We start from the raw sequence: 18476 nt of genomic DNA on the forward strand, positions 1-18476 counted from the left end.
TTTCGCCGTACTAGCGTCCTGTCTTCGATGCGCCTTGCCTGAAGGTTCTGTTAGGTGCTCTTAATGCTTGTCTTGGCTTGCCAGCGAGGTCCTGATGCAGCTTTATGGATGCGTCATCGATAGCATCACGACCCAGAAAAAATGGTATAGATTATTTTTTACCGATGCTTATTTGACATAGAATATGTTCCATTTTCTCCGCTGCCATTGCCGCTTTACTGCCGGCATTCAAAGATTCTGCGGGCGGAATAAATAGGCCTTTACGATATTCGATATTCGAGGGCGCGCATTTGCCGGAAATTTTTTTACAATTGGCATTTATTACGGCGCGCGCCAAGTCATAATTAACTTCTTTTGAATTAACAAAATCGCCAAGTTTTATTGGTACTTCGCGAGAAACGGAACCATTGACAGAGGTTCGATAAACTTCAATCCAGCCGTCACGCATGCCGCGAAATAAAATTTCATAAGCGTTATCTGGCTCAAGAACCAAATCTGGATTTTTTATAAAATCCTTGTGCAAAACCCTGGATGCCACTTCATATTTATTCTTGTGCGTAAGCTGTACCCATCCTCGGCCATAGAAACCTTCTTTGACGTAGCCTTCATTTCTATTTTTACTGCCGATGACTTCGGTTGTGGACGGGGAAAAATTTTTAATTCCAGTTTCGGCATAGATAGTGCCAAACATATACGATATCGTGCCAACATCAGTTATTCGGGTATCTGCCAAAGCCTTTTCAAGAAATAGCTTACCGTTGTTCCATCTATCGTTGCAGGAGCCAGATGTGGGAGTCTTGCAAAACTCTGAGCGAAAGGCTGTTTCAAGTTTATTGATTTCTTGGGATTTGGCTTGATTTAGATTACATAAAGGATGCCTGGGAAATCCTGGCTTTGAGAAGGCAGGCGGCAACAAAGCTATCCCCGCACAAATTATGCCGAAAATACTTGTTTTGCGTAACATTGGCAGTCTCCAATCGATGTTGACCTGGATTTATAGAGCGTAATCTGACTGAGAGAACAGTAGCGCTGCCTGATAAGCCATTTTCCACATTCCCGATTCGAACTGAAGGAACGGATATTCATCACTACTGTGTGAGCTCGTGAGTCATGTCATGTCCGCAGCCTGGGTACGCTTTGGCCGATCTCGGCCTTTAGTGTACAGCAATCGAACAACCGAAGACCAATTCAAGCAGTAGGGATTTTTACTCGATGATCAACTGAGGGACGCAATGGACAAGTTTGTACGCGGCCACCGTGGGTTGTCGAGTGCTACGGGTCCTTCTCCTTCGAGCGCGCCGGATCCAGCGCCCCGGCAATGGTCCCCAGCAATTCCAAGGGCAAGGGAAACACGATCGTCGACGACTTGTCGCCGGCAATCGCGCCCAGCGTCTGCATGTAGCGCAGCTGCATCGCGCCCGGCTGGCGCGCCAGCACGAAGGCGGCCTGCTGCAGCTTTTCCGAAGCTTGCAGCTCGCCCTCCGCATGGATCACCTTGGCGCGCCGTTCGCGCTCGGCCTCGGCCTGGCGCGCGATCGCGCGCACCATCGATTCGTCCAGGTCGACATGCTTGATTTCGACGTTCGCCACCTTGATGCCCCAGGCGTCGGTCTGGGTGTCGAGCACCTGCTGGATGTCGATGTTGAGGCGCTCGCGCTCGGCCAGCATTTCGTCGAGCTCGTGCTTGCCGAGCACCGCGCGCAGCGTGGTCTGGGCCAGCTGGCTGGTGGCTTCCATGAAGTTGGCGACCTGGATGATGGCCTTTTCCGGATCGACCACGCGGAAATAGAGCACGGCATTCACCTTGACCGACACGTTGTCGCGCGAGATCACGTCCTGGGTCGGCACGTCCAGCACCACGGTGCGCAGGTCGACCCGCACCATCTGCTGCAGCAGCGGGATAATGATGACCAGGCCCGGACCCTTGACGCCCCAGAAGCGGCCCAGCTGGAACACGACGCCGCGTTCGTACTCGCGCAGCACGCGCACCGCCGAAGCCACCAGCGGAAACAGCAGGACGATGATGGCGCCCAGGCCGACGCCGATATCGAGGATCATCGGATTTCCCTCATGAAGCGTCCAATGGCACCACGTCCAGCGTCAGCCCCTTGCGGCCGACCACCCGCACGCTGTGCGCGGGCGTGAGCGGCCCGGTGCTGACCGCCTGCCACAATTCGCCTTCGACGCGTACCCAGCCGGCATGCGCATCGCCGGGCGCCACGTTCTCGACCTTGACTACGGCGCCGATCATGCCGGCCGCCCCGCTGGTGACGGGACGGCGGCGCGTGGCCAGCGCCAGGCGCGCGGTGCCGGTGAGCAGCAGGGCGCTGGTCACGGCCAGCGCGCCGATCAGCACCGGCGGGACGCCATAGCCGGGCAGTTCGGTGTCGATCAGCATCAGGGCACCCGCGACGAAGGCGACGATGCCGCCCAGGCCGAGGATGCCGAAGCTCGGCAGGAAGGCTTCGGCACCCATGAACAGCAAGCCGAGCGCGATCAGTGCCAGGCCGGCGTAATTGACTGGCAGCATCTGCAACGCATACAGGCCGAGCAGCAGGCAGATGGCGCCGATCACGCCCGGCGCCACGTAGCCGGGGTTCATGAATTCGAACACCAGTCCGTATACGCCGAGCGTCATCAGCAGCAGCGCCAGGCTGGGATTGGCGATGGCGTCCAGCACCCGGGTGCGCCAGTCGGGCATGAGCTCGACCGCCACGGCGGCGCGCGTGTCGAGGCGGCGCACCTGGCCGAGCACGGTGACGCTGCGGCCGTCGAGCTGGGCCAGCAGGGCCGGCACGTCGGCCGCGACCACCTCGATCACGTGCTGCTTCAGCGCTTCGCCGGCGGTCAGGCTGACCGCTTCGCGCACGGCGCGCTCGGCCCAGTCGGCGTTGCGGCCGCGCAGCTGGGCCAGGCCGCGCAGGTAGGCGGCGGCGTCGTTGACCTGCTTGCGCGTCATGGCGGAGCCGGAGACGGGCTGGTCGGCCGTGCCTTCGGCCCGCTTGCCGTCCGGCCCTGCGCTGCCGTCGCTGCGGCGCTTGTCGTCGCTGTCGCCGGTGCGCGGGCTGCTCCCGGCAGCGTCGCGCGGCGGTGGCTGCGCCTGCGGCTGTCCGGGCTCCCGCGGCGGACCGCCGAGTCCGACCTCGACCGGCGTCGCCGCGCCCAGGTTGGTGCCGGGCGCCATCGCCGCGATGTGGCTGGCGTACAGGAGATAGGTGCCGGCGCTGGCGGCGCGCGCGCCGCCCGGTGCCACATAGGCCACGACCGGCACCGGCGAGGTCAGGATCGCCTTGATCGCGCTGCGCATCGAGGTGTCGAGGCCGCCGGGCGTATCCATTTTGAGGATCAGCAGCTGGTGGCGCCCGGCGGCGGCGCGCTCGATGCCGCGCACGATGTAGTCGGCGCTGGCCGGGCCGATGGCGCCGTCGATGGTGAGGATGCCGACAGGGGCGGCAGCGTGCGTGCGCCCCGGTGCGAGGCCGAGCAGCAGTGCCAGCGCGAGCGGGGGCAGGGCCAGCAACGCTGTCCGCATCCACGCCGGTATCTGCAGCAAGGCCCCCGTTTTCATGCGCCAGTCCCATTCTCCTCGATGAGAATTTGACCGGCGGCAGGGCCTGCGGTTTCCGCCGCACGGGGGCGGTCTGCGTTGCCGCAAACGCCGCCGGCGTCAACCCGGAAGGTCAGGCCTTCATGGTGCGCACGTGGGCCAGCACGTCGTCTGCGCGGCCGGCGCCGACCAGCGCGGCCGGGGTTTGGCCGCCCAGCGCCGCCAGCGGGGCGTTCATCCAGGCATCGGCCGCGGCGTCGCCGCCGAGGACCTTGCCGGCTTCGTGCATGACCGTGTAGTAGGCCTGCGCCTTGCGCGACTGTTGCTGGAAGCGGGCCTGCAGCGCCGCGAATGCATCGGGGGAAAGGGAATCGTCCTGGCTCATGGCGCGTATCATACCCAATCCACGGCATAATGGCTTCCATGGAATTCCAATTTCTCGGCACCGGCGCGGGCACGCCCAGCAAGGCGCGCAACGTCAGCGGGCTGGCGCTGCGCACCCATGGCGCGGGGCACTGGTCGCTGGTCGATTGCGGCGAGGGCACCCAGCACCAGATCCTGCGCAGCGCCTGGTCGCTGCACACGCTGCGTGCCGTGTTCATCACCCACATGCACGGCGACCATTGCTACGGTCTGCCCGGGCTGCTGGCCAGTGCCGGCATGCAGAACCGCAGTGCGCCGCTGTTCGTCGTCGGCCCGGCGCCGCTGCGCGTTTTCCTGCAGGGGGTGATGGCCACCAGCGAGCTGGGCCTGCCATTCCCGGTCGAGTTCGTCGAAGCCGGGCGCTTGCAAGGCGCCGACCCCTTGCCCGACCTGCGCGTGCACGCGATCGCGCTGTCGCACCGGGTGCCGTGCTGGGCCTACGCCTTCACCGAGCGCAGCGTCGAGCGCCGTATCGACACCGACCGGCTGCGCGCCGCCGGGGTGGCGCCGGGACCGGCCTGGGGCCGCCTGCAGCAGGGTGGGGACGTGGCGCTGGACGACGGCCGCATCCTGCAGGCGGACGACTTCCTGCTGGCGCCGCGCAAGGCACGCAAGATCATTGTCGGCGGCGACAACGACAGGCCGCAACTGCTGGTGGAGGAGGCGCGCACGGCCGAGGTGCTGATCCACGAGGCGACCTACACCGAGGACGTGCTGCACAAGGTCGGCCCCGGACCGCAGCACAGCTCGGCCAGAATGACCGCTGCCGCCGCCCAGGCGGCCGGGGTACCGAACCTGGTGCTGACCCATTTCAGCCCGCGCTACCAGGACAGCGGTCCGCTGACGATCGGCGCGGTCGAGGCCGAAGCACGCACGGCCTACGACGGCCGGCTGTTCCTGGCGCGCGACTTCGACCGCTACCTGCTCGACCGCGAAGGCCGGCTGAGCCTGCAATCCTGAATCCGAAACGCTGAAGATCGTCCTGCCGATCGCAGGGCCGGGCAATGCACGTCGGCAATTCCCCTGTCAAATCCGTCAATTTTTTCGGCATTTCTGCAACGCGCCACTCAAAAAATTGCCTGAAGCCATAGATTTGCAAACGGGAATCATCTAACCTGTAGGATCACTCCTACCCAGGTTGCCCGAATGAATCATCGCACTGCCTACATCCGCCGTAGCAGAGAAGGTCTCCGCCTCAAGAAGCGCGTCCTCGCCGTGGCGTTGCTGGGCGTGGCGGCATGCGCGGGCGTGCTATTGGAAGGAAACGCGCCGTTGCTGCACGCCCGCAGCCAGGAGGGGGTGTTTGCCGCCGATGCGTCGGCGCGGCCGGCTGACGCAGTCACGGCCGGGACCGCAGCGGTGGCGGCCGGTCCGCGCCGCATCTATCCGTATTCGATCGTGGCCGGTGGTGTAGCGGGACGCGCCGAGCTGGCACACGTCATCCAGACCGACAAGGTGGTGGCAGCCCACTACGCCTCGTTCGAGGTGGCGAAGGCGCATCCGGTCGCGGTCGCCAAGCCGCGCGCCGTGCACGTGTCCTACCGCAAGGGCGACCAGGTGTTCTGGACCGCAAAGAAGGTGATGCTGGCCGAAGGCGAGACCCTGCTGTCGGACGGCAAGAGCGAAATCCGCGGACGCTGCGGCAACCGCATTTCCGACGTGGCAATGCTGCCGGTGGAAGCAGGCGCGCCCAGCGAGGAGGAACTCGATGCGGCGGTCGACGATGGCGGCGATGGCGGGCCGCTGCAGGTCGCCGCGCCATTCGCCGGCGAGGGTGGCCGCTATGCGCACCAGCTGCTGAGCTTCCCGAACGGCGCCGGCCTGCTGGCGGTGACCGGCGGCGAAGGCTGGCACCCGCCGGGCGGTTTCCCTGGCGGCGTGCCGTCGGGATCGTATCCGGGCCCGTCGTATGGCACGCCGACCGTGGTGACCGGCGGCAGCAGCGCCCTGGTCGGCTCGACCAGCGACCCGGGCAAGCTGCCGACCCAGACCGGCAGCGCCGGCGGCTCGACCAGCGAAACCCCGCGCGGCACCAGCCCGGCCGACACTGCGCCGGCACCGGTCGCAGCGCCGATCGAACTGGCCGACACCGTCCAGCCGGAACCGGAACCCGCCGTGCCGGCGCCCACGCTGCCCGGGACGGTGCTGTCTCCGGTGGCACCGCCGGCCATCCCGGTCGCGACGCTCGAGCCGACGGCCGAGGCGCCGGAACCGGCCTCGCTGTGGCTGGGCGGCGTCGGCATGGCGGCCATGCTGCTGCTGCGCCGCCGCCCGGGCCGGCGCGCCTGACGCCGGACGCCCGGCCCGGCGCCGCCCGGCAGCTTCAGCAGATCCCGGCTTCGCTATCCTTGCGCAGCCGCGCGCGCCAGGCGCCCAGCGCCGACAGGGCCGAGTGGAATTCGCGCTCGATCAGGTCGGCCTCGGCCGCCGTGATCACCCCGTCCATCAGCGCCCCCGACACCGCTTCGGCCACCGCGCCCACTTCGCTCATTACCCGGCACACGGTCTGCGACAGATCGTCCTGGCGTGCCGTTTCCGGCTGCGGCACCACGAAGGCCGCCATCCCGTGCCTGACCAGCAGCGCGTGCAGCGGCAGCAGGACATCCGCCACCCCGGCCTTGTGGCAGCACTCGACGATCAGCGAGACTTCCTCGAACGAGGGGTAGTGCGAGCCAATGCTCGGCGCCAGCTTGTTGCGCAGGACGTTGGCCGACATGCCCAGCTCGCGCGCCAGCGCGTCCAGCCCGCCGGGGTACTTGCGCGCCACAGTGTAGAGCGCGTCGTGTTGATTCATGTCGAGGTAGCGGCGGGTCATATGGTAATCCTTTGATTATTTTACCGGTGCATGTCAACATGCTGTTCGTTATTCTCATTGTAACTTTTGACGGCGACCCTGACCATGTTGAAGACTGCCCCGAGATACGCTCCGAAGTCTGCGCCGAAGTGGTTTCACGCCCTGCTGGTGCTGGCGCTGCTGCTGCCGCTGGCACATGGCATGGCCGGCGCCTCGCCCTCGGGTTCGGGGTCGTTCAGGAGCGGCTTTTCGTCGCAGCGCTCGTCGCCGTCGCCGTCGAAAGGCAGTATCGGCTCGTTCGGCAAGCGCTCGTCCTCGGCGTCGCAGGCAGGCGCGCCGTCGCGGGCAGGCAGCGGCGGTTTCGGTTCCTTCGGCCGGGCGGCGCCGTCGGACGCGCGGCGCTCCGATTCGGCGCTGTCGCGAAAGCTCGACCGCGAGGCCGCCGAGGCCCGCGCCCTGCGCACGCTGGACGAACGGCGCGCCGCCCAGGCCGCGCGCGACGCCGCCCGCAATGCACCTCCGCCGCGGCGCGACGACATCCCGCGCCAGGCGGACAACCTGCCGCCGGGCCGGGGCTACGGCCAAGGCTACGGCAATAACAATGGCTACGCCAGGACGCAGCCCTCCGGCGGCGACCTCGGCCGCGTGATCGCCGGCGCCGTGATCGCGAATGCCGCGGCCAACGCCGCCGCCCATGCCGCCAACAACGCGAATGCGCATGCGCAGCGCGGCGACGCCCAGGCGCCGGCGCAGGCACCGTCCTGGAACGGCGGTGTTGGCAGCGTCGGCGGTCCGGTGGCCCAGCCCGGCGCCGCGCCGGCGCAGCCGCTGCCACAGCCCAAGCAGGGCGGCGGTTCCGTGTTCGGTACCGTGGCCGTGCTGCTGGTGCTGGCCCTGGCCGGGTGGCTTGCCTACAAATGGATCATGCGGGCACGCGCCAGGCGCGCGGCCGACAAACCGAATTATTCGTTCGAGAGGAATTGAGCAGATGGCCTGGAAAGACGTGTTCAGCTACGTGCGCGGTATCGCCGGCAAACAGGGCGTCACCAATGACGCGCGCGCAGACGACAAACTCCCGCTGGGCGCGCGCATCGGCAGCCTGGTGCAACTGCAGCGCTCGCCGCTGATCCGGGCCCAGGCCAGCGGTTCGCTGATCGCGATGCCGGCCGATGGCGACACCCGCGTGCTGGCGATCTCGCAGATCCGCCTGGAGCCGGACGCCGGCCTGTTCCGCCTGTACCTGGCCACCGGCGACGTCGATGCGAAGGAGAAATTCCTGCAGGTGTTCAGCGCCGACGACGGCGCCGTCGCCGAGATCCTGTACTGCACCCAGCTGGCGCGCGTGATCCCGGAAAGCGCCGACGACCAGGATGCCTATACGGGCGTCGCCGGCTACGGCCTGGGCGACCCGAGCTACACGCTGTGGCGCGAGCAGCTGGCCGACATGCTCGACGCGGCCACGCTGGCCACGGTCTTCGGCGACGCCGACCGGCTGGAGTACACCCGCGACGCCGGCCACGGCAACCCGGATTTCGTGGCGCCGTTCACCGGCCGCGAAACCCGCATCGACGATGCCGGCGGCGTGCGCGGGCTGCGCCAGCAACTGTATTTCATGCCCTACGTGCGCACGCTGGCCGACGGCAGCCGGGAATACCTGTTGATCAGCACCGAGATCATCGAAAGCGTCGACGGCGACAGCGGCCGGCGCGGCATCCACGTCGACTTCGTGATCGGCATTCCGCTCGAGCCGGAACGCGTGGTCGTGCAGTAACGCAGTAGTGGCAGAGTAGCACCCGACTTTTTGACCAACGAAAGGAACAAGGACATGAGCAACGCGAGTGGATGGGGCTTGACCGCACGGCTGGTATCGAAGCATTTCGGCGCCCTCGGCAACCGGATTTCGGAAGCCATCGCCAACTTCGATCCGGAGACCGCCACCGAGGCCGACCGCGACCGCCTGGTCGACACCCTGCGCGACACCGCCCAGCTGCTGGCGACCGCGCGCGCGTCCTTCGACAAGGAGCACAAGGACGTGGTGAACCTGCAGAACCTGATCGCGAGCGACGAACGCGCCGCCGAAACGCTGGCCGAGCGCCTGGCCGCCGGTACCATTTCGGAAGCCACGGTCACCATGTTCTGCGACGAGCTGGAAGCGAACAAGGCGCGTCTGCCGCAGGAAATCCAGGAAGAAGCCGATGCCAGGGCCTACATGGACGAGCTGCAGAAGATCGTCGATGCGCTCAGCAAGCAGCTGGCCGAATTCGACGCCCAGGCGCGCAAGGCGATCCAGGCGCTGGCCGCGGCCAAGGCGCAGAAGGAACTGCAGGAACTGCGCATGGAACGCCAGAGCCAGCTGGCCGGCCTGTCCGGCGTCAAGGCCGGATCGACCGCGCTGAACGCGCTGACGCGCCGCGCGCAGAACGTCAGCAACGAAGCGGCCGGCCTGCGCATCGTCGCCGACATCGGCCAGAAGCCGCTCGACCAGCAGGCCGAACTGGATGCGATCCGCAAGTCGGCGAGCCAGCCGGACAACGGCGGCGAGACGGCGCTGGAGCGCTTGAAGCGCTTGTCGGGCAAGAGCGCGGCGTAAGTTGCCGCGGCAGGGGCAAGGGCAGTAGCAGAACTTGGACCCCCGCCTTCGCGGGGGCGACGGTTTTAAGCAGGTGGCATGGTTCCGCGCTACAGGCCTTCCATTACTCCAGCGTCTCGTGGTGATCCGCCACCCCCCGTTTCCAGTACGCCGACACCCTGGTGAGTTCGCGCGGCACCCCCTTCTCATCCAGGATGCGGCGCACCCGCGCCATTGCCTGCGCCTCGCCGCCACCCCAGGCCACGCCCTGGCCGGCCGGCGGCGTCCACGCCTGCAGCGCCGCTACCAGCGCATCGGCATTGTCCACCCAGATGATTTCGGCGTCGGCCTGGGTCGGCAGGTCGCGCCGGTCGGCCGCATCCGCCATCGCCACCACCACGGCGCGCGCGCCGGCGGGCAGTTCTTCCAGGCGGCGCGAGATCGCCGGCAGGGCGGTGGTATCGCCCACCAGCAGGTGCCAGTCGAGTGCCAAAGGCACCACGAAGGAGCCGCGCGGCCCGCCGACCGTCAGCCGCTGGCCGGCCTGCGCGCTGCGTGCCCACTCGGAGGCCGCGCCGTGGCCGTGCAGCGCGAATTCCAGCGTCAGCGTCCGCTGTTCACGGTCGAAGCGGCGTGGCGTATAGTCGCGGCGTACCGGCGTCTCCGCGCTTTCGTCGAACATCAGCTTGACGTGGTCGTCGAAGGAGGCCGAGACGAAGTCGCCCAGCTCGTCGCCGGTGAAGGTGATGGCGACGAAGCCGGGGCCCAGCGGTTCGACGGCGGCAACCGTCAGCTCGCGCCGCTTGAGTTCATGGCGGACCCGCTGGATGACCGGGCCTTGCGCTGCGTCTTTCATGGTATCGTCCTCGGAAATAAATACGATTAGTTGACAATGTCATCCATTATGCGAAAAAAAGTTGACCAAGTCAACCAAAATCCGGCCGACCTCGATGGCCACGCTGCACTGCAGGTCGTGGACGCCATGCACAAGATCATGCACCTGTACCGCACGCAGCAGCACCGCAGCCTGCGCGACGCCCAGCACGATCTTGCTCATATGGAAATCAAGGTGCTCGGCTTCTTTGCCCGCCATCCCGGCGGGTCGCCAAGCGATCTGGTGGCGCACTCCGGCCGCGACAAGGCCCAGGTGGCGCGCCTGATCCGCGGCCTGCGCGAACGCGGCCTGCTGGAGGCCGAAGCCGACGCCACCGACCGCCGCAGCACCCGTGTCACGCTGTCGGCGGCCGGCCTGGAACTGCACACGGCGCTGCACAGCCACGACGGCGAACTGGCCGAGGCGGCGCTGGCCGGGCTGTCGGAGGGAGAGTGCGCCACGCTTGCCGCCCTGCTGGGCCGCGTGCGCACCAACCTGGAGGCAGGGCAGGGCTGATTCAAGCCTGGCGTGCGCAGGGCGTATCGTTCTGGGCCGCCATGGCCCGGTCGTCTTCGCGCACCTGGCCGCCCGACAGCACCCTGCCGATGACGGCGCCGTTGATCCCGTGCGCCTTCAGGTACTCGACCGCGCCGACGGTGCCGAGGCAGGCCTGCAGGCCGATGGCTTCGCGCACGGCCTCAGCGGCCGCGGATTCGTGAGGATGACTGGCCGGCAGATCGACGCGGCGTTCTGTTTGTAAATGTTCCATGGTGTTTCCTTTGCATGACTGTTTGATATCTGTGGCCACTGTAACGCCGGTTACATCGGGTTGAAAACAGCCGGTTTCTCGTGTCCTGCTAGGCGCACTCCTACTTTGCGATTGCCCTGTTGATTCCGGACGGCGTCCCCAACTGCAGCCCATGCCCACCTTTATCCGTCCGCTGGTCCGTAGGCTGCTGGTTGCGATCGTCCTGATCTTGCTGGCCGCGGTGGTACAGCCATGGCTGGAAAACGCCCTGTACCTGATCCGTCTCGGCAGCCTGCCGGCGCCCGCGGTGCTGCCGGTGCCGGTGGCCGGCGTCAAGCCGTCCGGGCTTGCCGATACCTGGGGCGGAGCGCGCAGCGAGGGCCGCCGCCACGAGGGCATCGACATCTTCGCCAAACGCGGCACGCCGGTGCTGTCGAGTACCGAAGGCGTGGTGGTGCGGGTCGGCACCAACCGCCTGGGCGGGCAGGTGGTGTGGGTGCTGGGGCCGGGTGGACAGCGCCATTACTACGCCCACCTGGAGCGCTACGGCGATGTCCACGCCGGCATGCGCGTGGTACCAGGCAAGGTGCTCGGCTACGTCGGCAACACGGGAAATGCGATCCATACGCCGCCGCACCTGCATTACGGCATCTACACCGGCGGCGGCGCCATCAATCCCTATCCCTTCCTGCGGCCGGCGGCAGGCGCTGTCGCAGGGCGTGCGACATCCTGACGTGATCGATTCCTACAAGCGCACGCTAGCGGCCCTACCCATGGCGGGTTGAAGCGGGTGCGCCTACAATCGTCCCATGGAGATGTAAGGACATGGGCAAAGAGCAAGACATGGAAGAGGAGCACGGCAGCAGCGTCGACGCGCCACGCATTGTCGAGGCGCCGCCCGCCGAGCGCCTGACCGAGCGCCTGCAGCGCAACACCGTGCTGTGGCGCTACCTGGATGCGGCCAAGCTGTTTGATTTCTTCGAGAACTCGACGCTGTTCTTTTGCCGCGCCGATCACTTCAGCGACAAGTTCGAGGGCGCCTTCACGCCCACGCTGCGCGACCAGATCAGCGCGTCGTATGCGCGCGGCGAGATCGACTACAACTATGAACAGTTCAAGCGCCGCATGCGCCAGTCGGTCTACATCAATTGCTGGCACCGCAACCAGGACGACAGCGCCGCCATGTGGGCGCTGTACGGCAAGTCCGATTGCGCGGTGGCGCTGACCACCACCGTCGGCCAGCTCAGCGATACGCTGCGCGAAGCCGATACCGAACACGAAGCCTGGATCGCGCGCGTCGAGTACGTCAAGCACTGGAGCGACCCCAAGCTGGACATCTCGCCCGACTACGCCCGCATCTTCGCCTACAAGACCAAGGCCTACGAGTACGAAAAGGAAGTGCGGGTGATCATCGACCACACCGCCGGGCCGCACGCGGCCACCTGCGGCGAACCCGAAGCCGGGCTGCTGGTCCCGGTCGATGCCGCGCGCCTGCTGCGCAGCATCGTGATCGCGCCGGATGCGCCGCCATGGTTCGAGAAACTGGTGCGGCAGTCGGCGCTGCGCTACGGGATCCGGGCGCCGGTGCGGCGCTCGAAGCTGGCGACGGATCCGATTTGAGCAGCTTCAGGCCGCCCGGTGCGTCGACGTCTCGTGCGTCGGATCCTCGACCAGCCGCCCCGCATCCAGCGCCGGTCCCTCATCCTCGCGGTGGTTGAACGGCACGAACCAGGTCGCCAGGAACGACGGGATGGTCGCCACCATCACGAACACGAAATACCCGACATACCCCATCATTTCCTGCAGGTGCCCGCTGACCGCGCCCGTCACCATCATGCACAGTCCCATCAGGCCGGTGCCGAAGGCATAGTGCGTGGTCGCGTACTTGCCGGGGGCCAGCTGCTGCATCAGGTAGATCATGTAGCCGACCGAACCGAAGCCGTAGAAGAATTTTTCGATGGCCACGCCGGCGGTGATGGCGAGAGTGCTCGACGGCAGCGTCAGCGCCATCGCCAGGAAGGTGATGTTCGGGATGTTGACCGCGCAGCACAGGATGAACAGCGTGCGCTTCAGGCCGCGCCGCGCGACGAACCAGCCGCCCAGCAGGGAGCCGAGCAGCACCGCCACCAGGCCGTAGGTGCCGTAGACGATGCCAAGCTTTTCGTTGGACAGCCCGAGTCCGCCCTTGGCGGCGGCATCGACCATGAAGAAGGGACCGATCTTTTCCAGGAGCCCGATGCTGATCCGGAACAGGAAGGCGAAGGCGATCATCTTCCACACGTCGCGCTTCTGGAAGAAGGTGACGAAGGAATCCCACAGGATGGTGCCGGCGCCGGCGAGGCTGGTGGGCGTGTTTTCGGCGCGCGCGCCTTCCGGCATCACGCGCGCGTGCCACAGCGCCATCACCAGCGTCAGCCCGGCGACGATGAAGAAGATGATGCGCCAGGCGTCCAGCCACTCGGGGCCGAACACCTTGGGGTCGTGCCCGAATACCTCGGTGTGCAGGCGGCCGCTCAGGTAGACCAGGAAGCCGGAAGCGACGATCGGTCCGACGTTCCACGACAGGCTCTGCACCCCGCAGTACAGCGACTGGGCGCGGGCGTCGAGCGAGGTCACGTAGACGCCGTCGCTGGCGATGTCCTGGGTGGCGCCGATGAAGGACATCAGCGCCAGCAGGCCCACCAGCACCACGGTCATGTGCGAGGGCAGTTTCATGGCCAGCGCGGCGCCGGCGAAACCGAGCGCGATCAGCACCTGCGCGCACAGCACGAAGAACTTCTTGGTGCGGTACATCTCGACCAGCGGCGCGAACAGCGGCTTGATCGTGTAGGCCAGGATCAGCATGCTCGAATAAAAGGCGGCGCGGCCGTTGTCCATGCCCATGTTCTTGAACATGATCGCGGTGACGCTGGTCAGCATGATGTAGCCGATGGCCATCGTGAAGTAGCCGGTCGGCACCCACAGCAGCGGGTGGCGCATGCGCGCGCTCTTGATATCAGGCGTGCGCATGGCGGGCCTCCGTGCTGTCGCGTTCGCGGTGCTGCTGATGCTGCTGCTGTGCCAGGTGCTGCTGGAGCAGCGCCGCCGCCCCGGCCAGGGCCGGGCAGGGCGCGTGGATCACGAAGCAGGGAATGCGCGCGTTGTAGCGCGAGAAGCGTCCCTTGTTCTCGAAGCGGGCGCGGAAGGGCGAGCGCGCGAACCACTCGCCCAGGCGCGGCACCACGCCGCCGCCGATGTAGATGCCGCCGCGCGCGCACAGCGTCACCGCGACGTTGGCCGCGACCGTGCCCAGCATGCCGCAGAACACGTCCAGCACCTCGGCGCACAGGACGTCGCTGCCGTCCAGCCCGCGCTCGACGATGACGGCCGGGTCCAGTACGGGTGCGTGCAGGCCCTTGTGCGCAGCCAGCGCCTCGTGGATCAGCGACAGCCCCGGCCCCGACACCAGGCGCTCGGCCGACACGTGCTCCCAGCGCTGCCAGCAGAATGCCAGGATCGCCTGTTCGCGGGCGTCGCACGGGGAAAACGCGGCGTGCCCCCCTTCGCTCTGCAGCACGGTCCAGCTCCCGCCCGCCGGCACCAGGCCGGCCACGCCGAGGCCGGTGCCGGCGCCCACCAGGCCGATCACGGCGCCGGCCGCCGGCGCCCCGCCGCCGACCTGCACCAGGTCCTGCGCCGCCAGCTGCGGCACCGACATCGCCAGCGCGGCGAAGTCGTTCACCACCAGCAGGGTGTCGAGTCCGAGTTCGATACGCGCCCGCTCGATCGAGAATTCCCAGCAGTGGTTGGTCATCTTGACCAGGTCGCCGTCGACCGGATTGGCGATCGCGATCGCCGCATGGCGTACCCGCTTGCCGGCATGGCCGCCGAGGTAGGCACGCACTGCGTCGGTGAACTGCGCATGGGCGGCGCAGGGCAGGGTGGCCACGGCCTCGATCTGTCCCGGCCCGGTTTCCAGCGCAAAGCGGGCGTTGGTGCCGCCGATGTCGGCCACCAGGCGCGCGCCGTCCTGCGCACCGTAGGCCTCGTGTTGGTATGGTTCTGCGACCATGGTGTCTCCTCTTGCTCCAGCCTTGTTTTATGTGTGAAGCCCGCGTGCCGCTCAGGCGGCGCGACGCTGCGCGCGCTGGCCCGCGATGAAGTCGCGGTACCACAGGGCGCTCGCCTTCGGGATGCGCTGCTGGGTCGCGTAATCCACGTAGACGATGCCGAAGCGCTTGGCGTAGCCCGAGTTCCACTCGAAATTATCCATCAGGCTCCACAGGAAGTAACCGCGCACGTCGATGCCCTGGTCCATCGCCGCCTTCAGCGCTTCCAGGTGGGTGCGCACGTACTCGATGCGCACCGGATCGTTGACCTGGCCGGCCTCGACGCCGTCGACCGCCGCCATGCCGTTCTCGGTGATATAGACCGGCGGCAGGTCGGGGTATTCCTGCTTCAGCTGGACCAGCAGGTCGGTCAGGCCCTGCGGGTAGATTTCCCAGCCCATGTCGGTGAAGCCCATGCCGCCTTCCGGTTTCCTCGGCGGCACTTCGGCGCTCATCACTTCGCGGCGGTAGTAGTTCACGCCGAGGAAGTCGATCGGCTGGGCGATGATGTCGAAGTCGCCGTCCTGGACGTCCGGGGCGTCGGCGCCGTAGGACTGCAGCGACAGTTCCGGATAGCGGCGCTTGAAGATCGGGTCCATGAACCATTCGATCGAGTTGGCCCACTCCAGCGCCGCCAGCTTGCGGTCGGCCTCGCTGTCGGTGGCCGGCTCGGCGGTCCACTGGTTCAGCACGATGCCCAGTTCCGCTTTCGGATTGGCCGCGCGCATCGACTGCATCGCCAGCCCGTGCGACAGCAGCAGGTGGTGCGACACCTGGATCGCCTGTTTTTTATCGCGCACGCCCGGCGCGAACTGGGCGTTGCCGTAGCCGAGGTTGGCCGTGCACCACGGTTCGTTGTGGGTCGCGATCGACGCCAGGCGGTCGCCGAAGCGGCGCGCCACTTCGTGCGCATAATCGGCGAAGCGGTGCGCGGTGTCGCGCGACATCCAGCCGCCATCGTCCTGCAGGCCTTGCGGCAGGTCCCAGTGGTACAGCGTCAGGTGCGGCGCGATGCCGCGTTCCTGCAGCGCGTCCATCAGGCGCGCATAGAAATCGAAACCCTTTTCGTTCCAGGCACCCTTGCCCGACGGCTGGACGCGCGCCCAGGCCATCGAGAAGCGGTAGGCGTCGACGCCGAACGATGCCATCATCGCCACGTCGTCGCGGTAGCGGTGGTAGTGGTCGCAGGCGATGTCGCCGTTGCTGCCGTCGATGATGTTGGCGGCATTGTGCGAGAAGGTGTCCCAGATCGAGGGACCCTTGCCGTCGGTGTCGAAGGCGCCTTCGATCTGGAATGCGCTCGTGGCAACGCCCCAGGTGAAGTTGGGAGGGAAGTGGATGGAATCGGTCATGGAAGGGTTACCTTGCTTGGAAATGGGCCTGGTCTCGGTGGCAGGCTCTGTTTGTTATCGCAACTAATGGTTGCATGCTCATGCTTTGAAATCGATTTCATCGTACCTGCGCGCTTGCTTCGATGTCAAACATAATTTATCGCGGGGCTGGCCGGCGTAGGCTTCCTGCGACTTCGCCTGCTTTGAAATCGGTTTCCTGATGGTATTTCTGAATGTTATACTAACAAAATGAAAAAAGAGTCCAGCACAGCCATGGTCACCGTCCACGAAGTCGCGCGCGTGGCCGGGGTGTCGGCGGCCACGGTGTCGCGCTACCTGAACGGCACCGCCAAGGTGTCGGAGGACAAGCGCAAGGCCATCGAAAGCGTCATCGGCCAGCTGAACTACAAGCCCAACGTGCTGGCGCAGAACCTCAAGACCGGCAGCTCGCGCACCATCGGCCTGCTGACCCAGTCGCTGATCTCCGGCTACTTCGCCGACGCCATGGCCGGCATCGACGACGCCCTGCAAGGCACCGGCTACGCGCCGCTGATCGTGTCCGGCCACTGGCATGCGGACGAAGAGGCAGAGCGCATCGAACTCCTGATCGCGCGCCGCGTCGACGGCCTGGTCATCCTAAGCGGCAACTTGACCGACGAGCAGATCCTGGATTTGTCGCGGCGGGTGCCGATCGTGGCCTTCGGACGCACGCTGCACGGTGAGCGCGCCTACGGCTTCAGGCTGGACAACTACCGCGGCGCCTGCGAGGCGGTCGAGCACCTGGTGCAGCACGGCCACCGCGACATCGCCTTCATTGCCGGCCCGGCCGACCACCTCGACGCCCAGGCGCGCCTGGCCGGCTACCGCGACACCCTGGCCAGGCACAGCATCGAAGAGCGGGCGGCGCTGGTGCTGGACGGCGACTTCCTGGAATCGAGCGGCCAGGCCGCGGTCGAGCAGCTGCTGGCCTCCGGCCAGCGCTTCACGGCGCTGTTCGCCGCCAACGACCTGATGGCCTACGGCGCCCGCCTGGCCATGTACCGGCGCGGCATCCGGGTGCCGGAAGACGTCTCGGTGATCGGCTTCGACGACCTGCACAGCTCGATGTACACGACGCCGCCGCTGACCACGGTGCGCCAGCCGCTGTTCGACGTCGGCCAGAGCCTGGGGCGTGCTATCCTCAACATGATCGCGCAGGAGCCGCTGGCGGCCGAGGTGCCGGAGTTGAGCCTGGTGGTGCGGGAGTCGGTGCGCCGGCTGGACTGAGGTATTAAAAAATGCGACTTCAAGTCGCAAAGAGTTTGCCTGGAATCACGACGCTGGCCGAGGCTTGAGCTTTTCGCAATCATGGCGCCACCATTCACACGGAGGCCCATCATGCTCGTCACCATCCTCGTCGTCTTTGCCGCCTGCTTCGTCCTCGAACGCTTGACTCCCGGCTGGCGCCTGCCGCACGTCCGCACCTGGCCGCTGCGGGTGCTGCTGGTGAACGCCGTCCAGCTGGGCGTCGTGCTGCTGGCGGGTTTTACCTGGGAGCGCTGGCTGTCCTCGGGCTCGCTGCTGCACCTGTCGCGCCACCTCGGCCCGGTGGCGGGCGGCATGCTGGCCTACTTCATCGCCACCTTCGTGTTCTACTGGTGGCACCGGGTGCGCCACGAGTCCGACTTCCTGTGGCGCGTGTTCCACCAGATCCACCACAGCCCGCGCCGCATCGAAGTCATCACCTCGTTCTACAAGCACCCGGTCGAGATGGTCGTGAACTCGATCATCGGCAGCCTGCTGGTGTATGCCTTCCTCGGCCTGTCGCCGGAAGCCGGCGCGGTGTACACGCTGTGCACGGCGCTCGGCGAATTCTTCTACCACACCAGCGTGCGCACGCCGCGCTGGGTCGGCTGGTTCTTCCAGCGCCCCGAGATGCACCGCATCCACCACCAGTATGGCCGCCACCGCAACAACTACGGCGACATCGTCTGGTGGGACTGGCTGTTCGGCACCTACGAGAATCCGGCCACCTTCGATCACACCTGCGGCTTCGATGCCGACAAGGAGGAACGGCTGCCGGCGATGCTGGCGTGGCGCGACGTGCACCGCGGATGATGTCG

General features: G+C 66.4%; 20 protein-coding genes. 10 read left to right on the top strand and 10 right to left on the bottom strand.

Features of this window, described 5'->3' with window-relative positions; translation table 11 throughout:
- Nucleotides 1-151 precede the first annotated feature (151 nt).
- From FBX97_RS04640 to FBX97_RS04655, 4 genes are all read right to left on the bottom strand, one after another.
- Complete coding sequence (locus FBX97_RS04640; RefSeq protein ID WP_141829070.1) at nucleotides 152-964, bottom strand: glycoside hydrolase family 19 protein; 813 nt, start codon at nucleotides 962-964, stop codon at nucleotides 152-154.
- A gap of 308 nt (nucleotides 965-1272) precedes the next feature.
- Complete coding sequence (locus tag FBX97_RS04645; RefSeq protein ID WP_221631733.1) at nucleotides 1273-2058, bottom strand: slipin family protein; 786 nt, start codon at nucleotides 2056-2058, stop codon at nucleotides 1273-1275.
- Between the two features lie 10 nt (nucleotides 2059-2068).
- The gene (locus FBX97_RS04650; protein WP_221631735.1) at nucleotides 2069-3568 is read right to left on the bottom strand and encodes a nodulation protein NfeD; all 1500 of its coding nucleotides are present in this window, start codon (nucleotides 3566-3568) and stop codon (nucleotides 2069-2071) included.
- A gap of 112 nt (nucleotides 3569-3680) precedes the next feature.
- The gene (locus FBX97_RS04655) at nucleotides 3681-3932 is read right to left on the bottom strand and encodes an antitoxin Xre/MbcA/ParS toxin-binding domain-containing protein (protein ID WP_141829072.1); all 252 of its coding nucleotides are present in this window, start codon (nucleotides 3930-3932) and stop codon (nucleotides 3681-3683) included.
- 38 nt (nucleotides 3933-3970) lie between these two features.
- On the opposite strand from FBX97_RS04655, the gene FBX97_RS04660 reads away from it, so the two are divergent.
- Entirely contained in the window at nucleotides 3971-4930 is a 960-nt protein-coding gene (locus tag FBX97_RS04660; protein WP_141829074.1) for an MBL fold metallo-hydrolase, read from the top strand.
- Between the two features lie 186 nt (nucleotides 4931-5116).
- Complete coding sequence (locus FBX97_RS04665) at nucleotides 5117-6259, top strand: PEP-CTERM sorting domain-containing protein (RefSeq protein WP_141829076.1); 1143 nt, start codon at nucleotides 5117-5119, stop codon at nucleotides 6257-6259.
- A 34-nt stretch (nucleotides 6260-6293) separates the two neighbouring features.
- On the opposite strand, the gene FBX97_RS04670 is transcribed toward FBX97_RS04665, so the two are convergent.
- Complete coding sequence (locus tag FBX97_RS04670; protein WP_141829078.1) at nucleotides 6294-6785, bottom strand: phage regulatory CII family protein; 492 nt, start codon at nucleotides 6783-6785, stop codon at nucleotides 6294-6296.
- A gap of 84 nt (nucleotides 6786-6869) precedes the next feature.
- On the opposite strand from FBX97_RS04670, the gene FBX97_RS04675 reads away from it, so the two are divergent.
- From FBX97_RS04675 to FBX97_RS04685, 3 genes are read left to right on the top strand one after another with little or no spacing between them, the layout of a single operon-like run.
- Nucleotides 6870-7748, top strand: a complete 879-nt coding sequence (locus FBX97_RS04675) for a hypothetical protein (RefSeq protein ID WP_141829079.1) — start codon at nucleotides 6870-6872, stop codon at nucleotides 7746-7748.
- Nucleotides 7749-7752: 4 nt separating this feature from the next.
- Nucleotides 7753-8535, top strand: a complete 783-nt coding sequence (locus FBX97_RS04680) for a DUF2491 family protein (protein ID WP_141829081.1) — start codon at nucleotides 7753-7755, stop codon at nucleotides 8533-8535.
- A gap of 54 nt (nucleotides 8536-8589) precedes the next feature.
- Nucleotides 8590-9354, top strand: coding sequence for a hypothetical protein (locus tag FBX97_RS04685; protein ID WP_141829083.1), 765 nt, complete (start codon nucleotides 8590-8592; stop codon nucleotides 9352-9354).
- Between the two features lie 103 nt (nucleotides 9355-9457).
- Here FBX97_RS04685 and FBX97_RS04690 read toward each other — a convergent pair whose 3' ends face one another.
- Complete coding sequence (locus tag FBX97_RS04690; protein WP_141829085.1) at nucleotides 9458-10189, bottom strand: siderophore-interacting protein; 732 nt, start codon at nucleotides 10187-10189, stop codon at nucleotides 9458-9460.
- Between the two features lie 48 nt (nucleotides 10190-10237).
- Between FBX97_RS04690 and FBX97_RS04695 the strand changes: the two genes are divergently transcribed.
- Nucleotides 10238-10723: a MarR family winged helix-turn-helix transcriptional regulator gene (locus tag FBX97_RS04695; protein WP_141829087.1), complete on the top strand. Its 486-nt coding sequence runs from the start codon at nucleotides 10238-10240 to the stop codon at nucleotides 10721-10723.
- A 1-nt stretch (nucleotide 10724) separates the two neighbouring features.
- On the opposite strand, the gene FBX97_RS04700 is transcribed toward FBX97_RS04695, so the two are convergent.
- Nucleotides 10725-10976 carry a hypothetical protein gene (locus FBX97_RS04700; RefSeq protein ID WP_141829089.1) on the bottom strand — a complete coding sequence of 84 codons (252 nt, stop codon included), beginning with the start codon at nucleotides 10974-10976 and terminating at the stop codon, nucleotides 10725-10727.
- Nucleotides 10977-11127: 151 nt separating this feature from the next.
- Between FBX97_RS04700 and FBX97_RS04705 the strand changes: the two genes are divergently transcribed.
- Nucleotides 11128-11688 (top strand): M23 family metallopeptidase, encoded by a 561-nt coding sequence (locus tag FBX97_RS04705; RefSeq protein ID WP_141829091.1) that lies wholly within the window; start codon nucleotides 11128-11130, stop codon nucleotides 11686-11688.
- Nucleotides 11689-11780: 92 nt separating this feature from the next.
- Entirely contained in the window at nucleotides 11781-12575 is a 795-nt protein-coding gene (locus FBX97_RS04710) for a hypothetical protein (protein WP_141829093.1), read from the top strand.
- Nucleotides 12576-12581: 6 nt separating this feature from the next.
- Here FBX97_RS04710 and FBX97_RS04715 read toward each other — a convergent pair whose 3' ends face one another.
- The 3 genes from FBX97_RS04715 to FBX97_RS04725 are packed head-to-tail and all read right to left on the bottom strand — an operon-like array spanning nucleotide 12582 to nucleotide 16395.
- Nucleotides 12582-13964: an MFS transporter gene (locus FBX97_RS04715; protein ID WP_141829095.1), complete on the bottom strand. Its 1383-nt coding sequence runs from the start codon at nucleotides 13962-13964 to the stop codon at nucleotides 12582-12584.
- Nucleotides 13951-15006 (bottom strand): glucokinase, encoded by a 1056-nt coding sequence (locus FBX97_RS04720; RefSeq protein ID WP_141829097.1) that lies wholly within the window; start codon nucleotides 15004-15006, stop codon nucleotides 13951-13953. The genes FBX97_RS04715 and FBX97_RS04720 overlap by 14 nt, the downstream gene beginning before the upstream one ends.
- Before the next feature lie 51 nt (nucleotides 15007-15057).
- Nucleotides 15058-16395, bottom strand: coding sequence for a GH1 family beta-glucosidase (locus FBX97_RS04725; protein WP_141829099.1), 1338 nt, complete (start codon nucleotides 16393-16395; stop codon nucleotides 15058-15060).
- Between the two features lie 252 nt (nucleotides 16396-16647).
- Between FBX97_RS04725 and FBX97_RS04730 the strand changes: the two genes are divergently transcribed.
- Both FBX97_RS04730 and FBX97_RS04735 read left to right on the top strand, forming a co-directional pair.
- Complete coding sequence (locus FBX97_RS04730; protein WP_255517293.1) at nucleotides 16648-17640, top strand: LacI family DNA-binding transcriptional regulator; 993 nt, start codon at nucleotides 16648-16650, stop codon at nucleotides 17638-17640.
- Between the two features lie 111 nt (nucleotides 17641-17751).
- The gene (locus tag FBX97_RS04735; protein WP_141829103.1) at nucleotides 17752-18471 is read left to right on the top strand and encodes a sterol desaturase family protein; all 720 of its coding nucleotides are present in this window, start codon (nucleotides 17752-17754) and stop codon (nucleotides 18469-18471) included.
- The last annotated feature ends 5 nt before the right edge of the window (nucleotides 18472-18476 follow it).

Origin of the sequence: Herbaspirillum sp. SJZ107, assembly GCF_006715485.1 — a bacterium.
Lineage (GTDB): Bacteria > Pseudomonadota > Gammaproteobacteria > Burkholderiales > Burkholderiaceae_D > Telluria.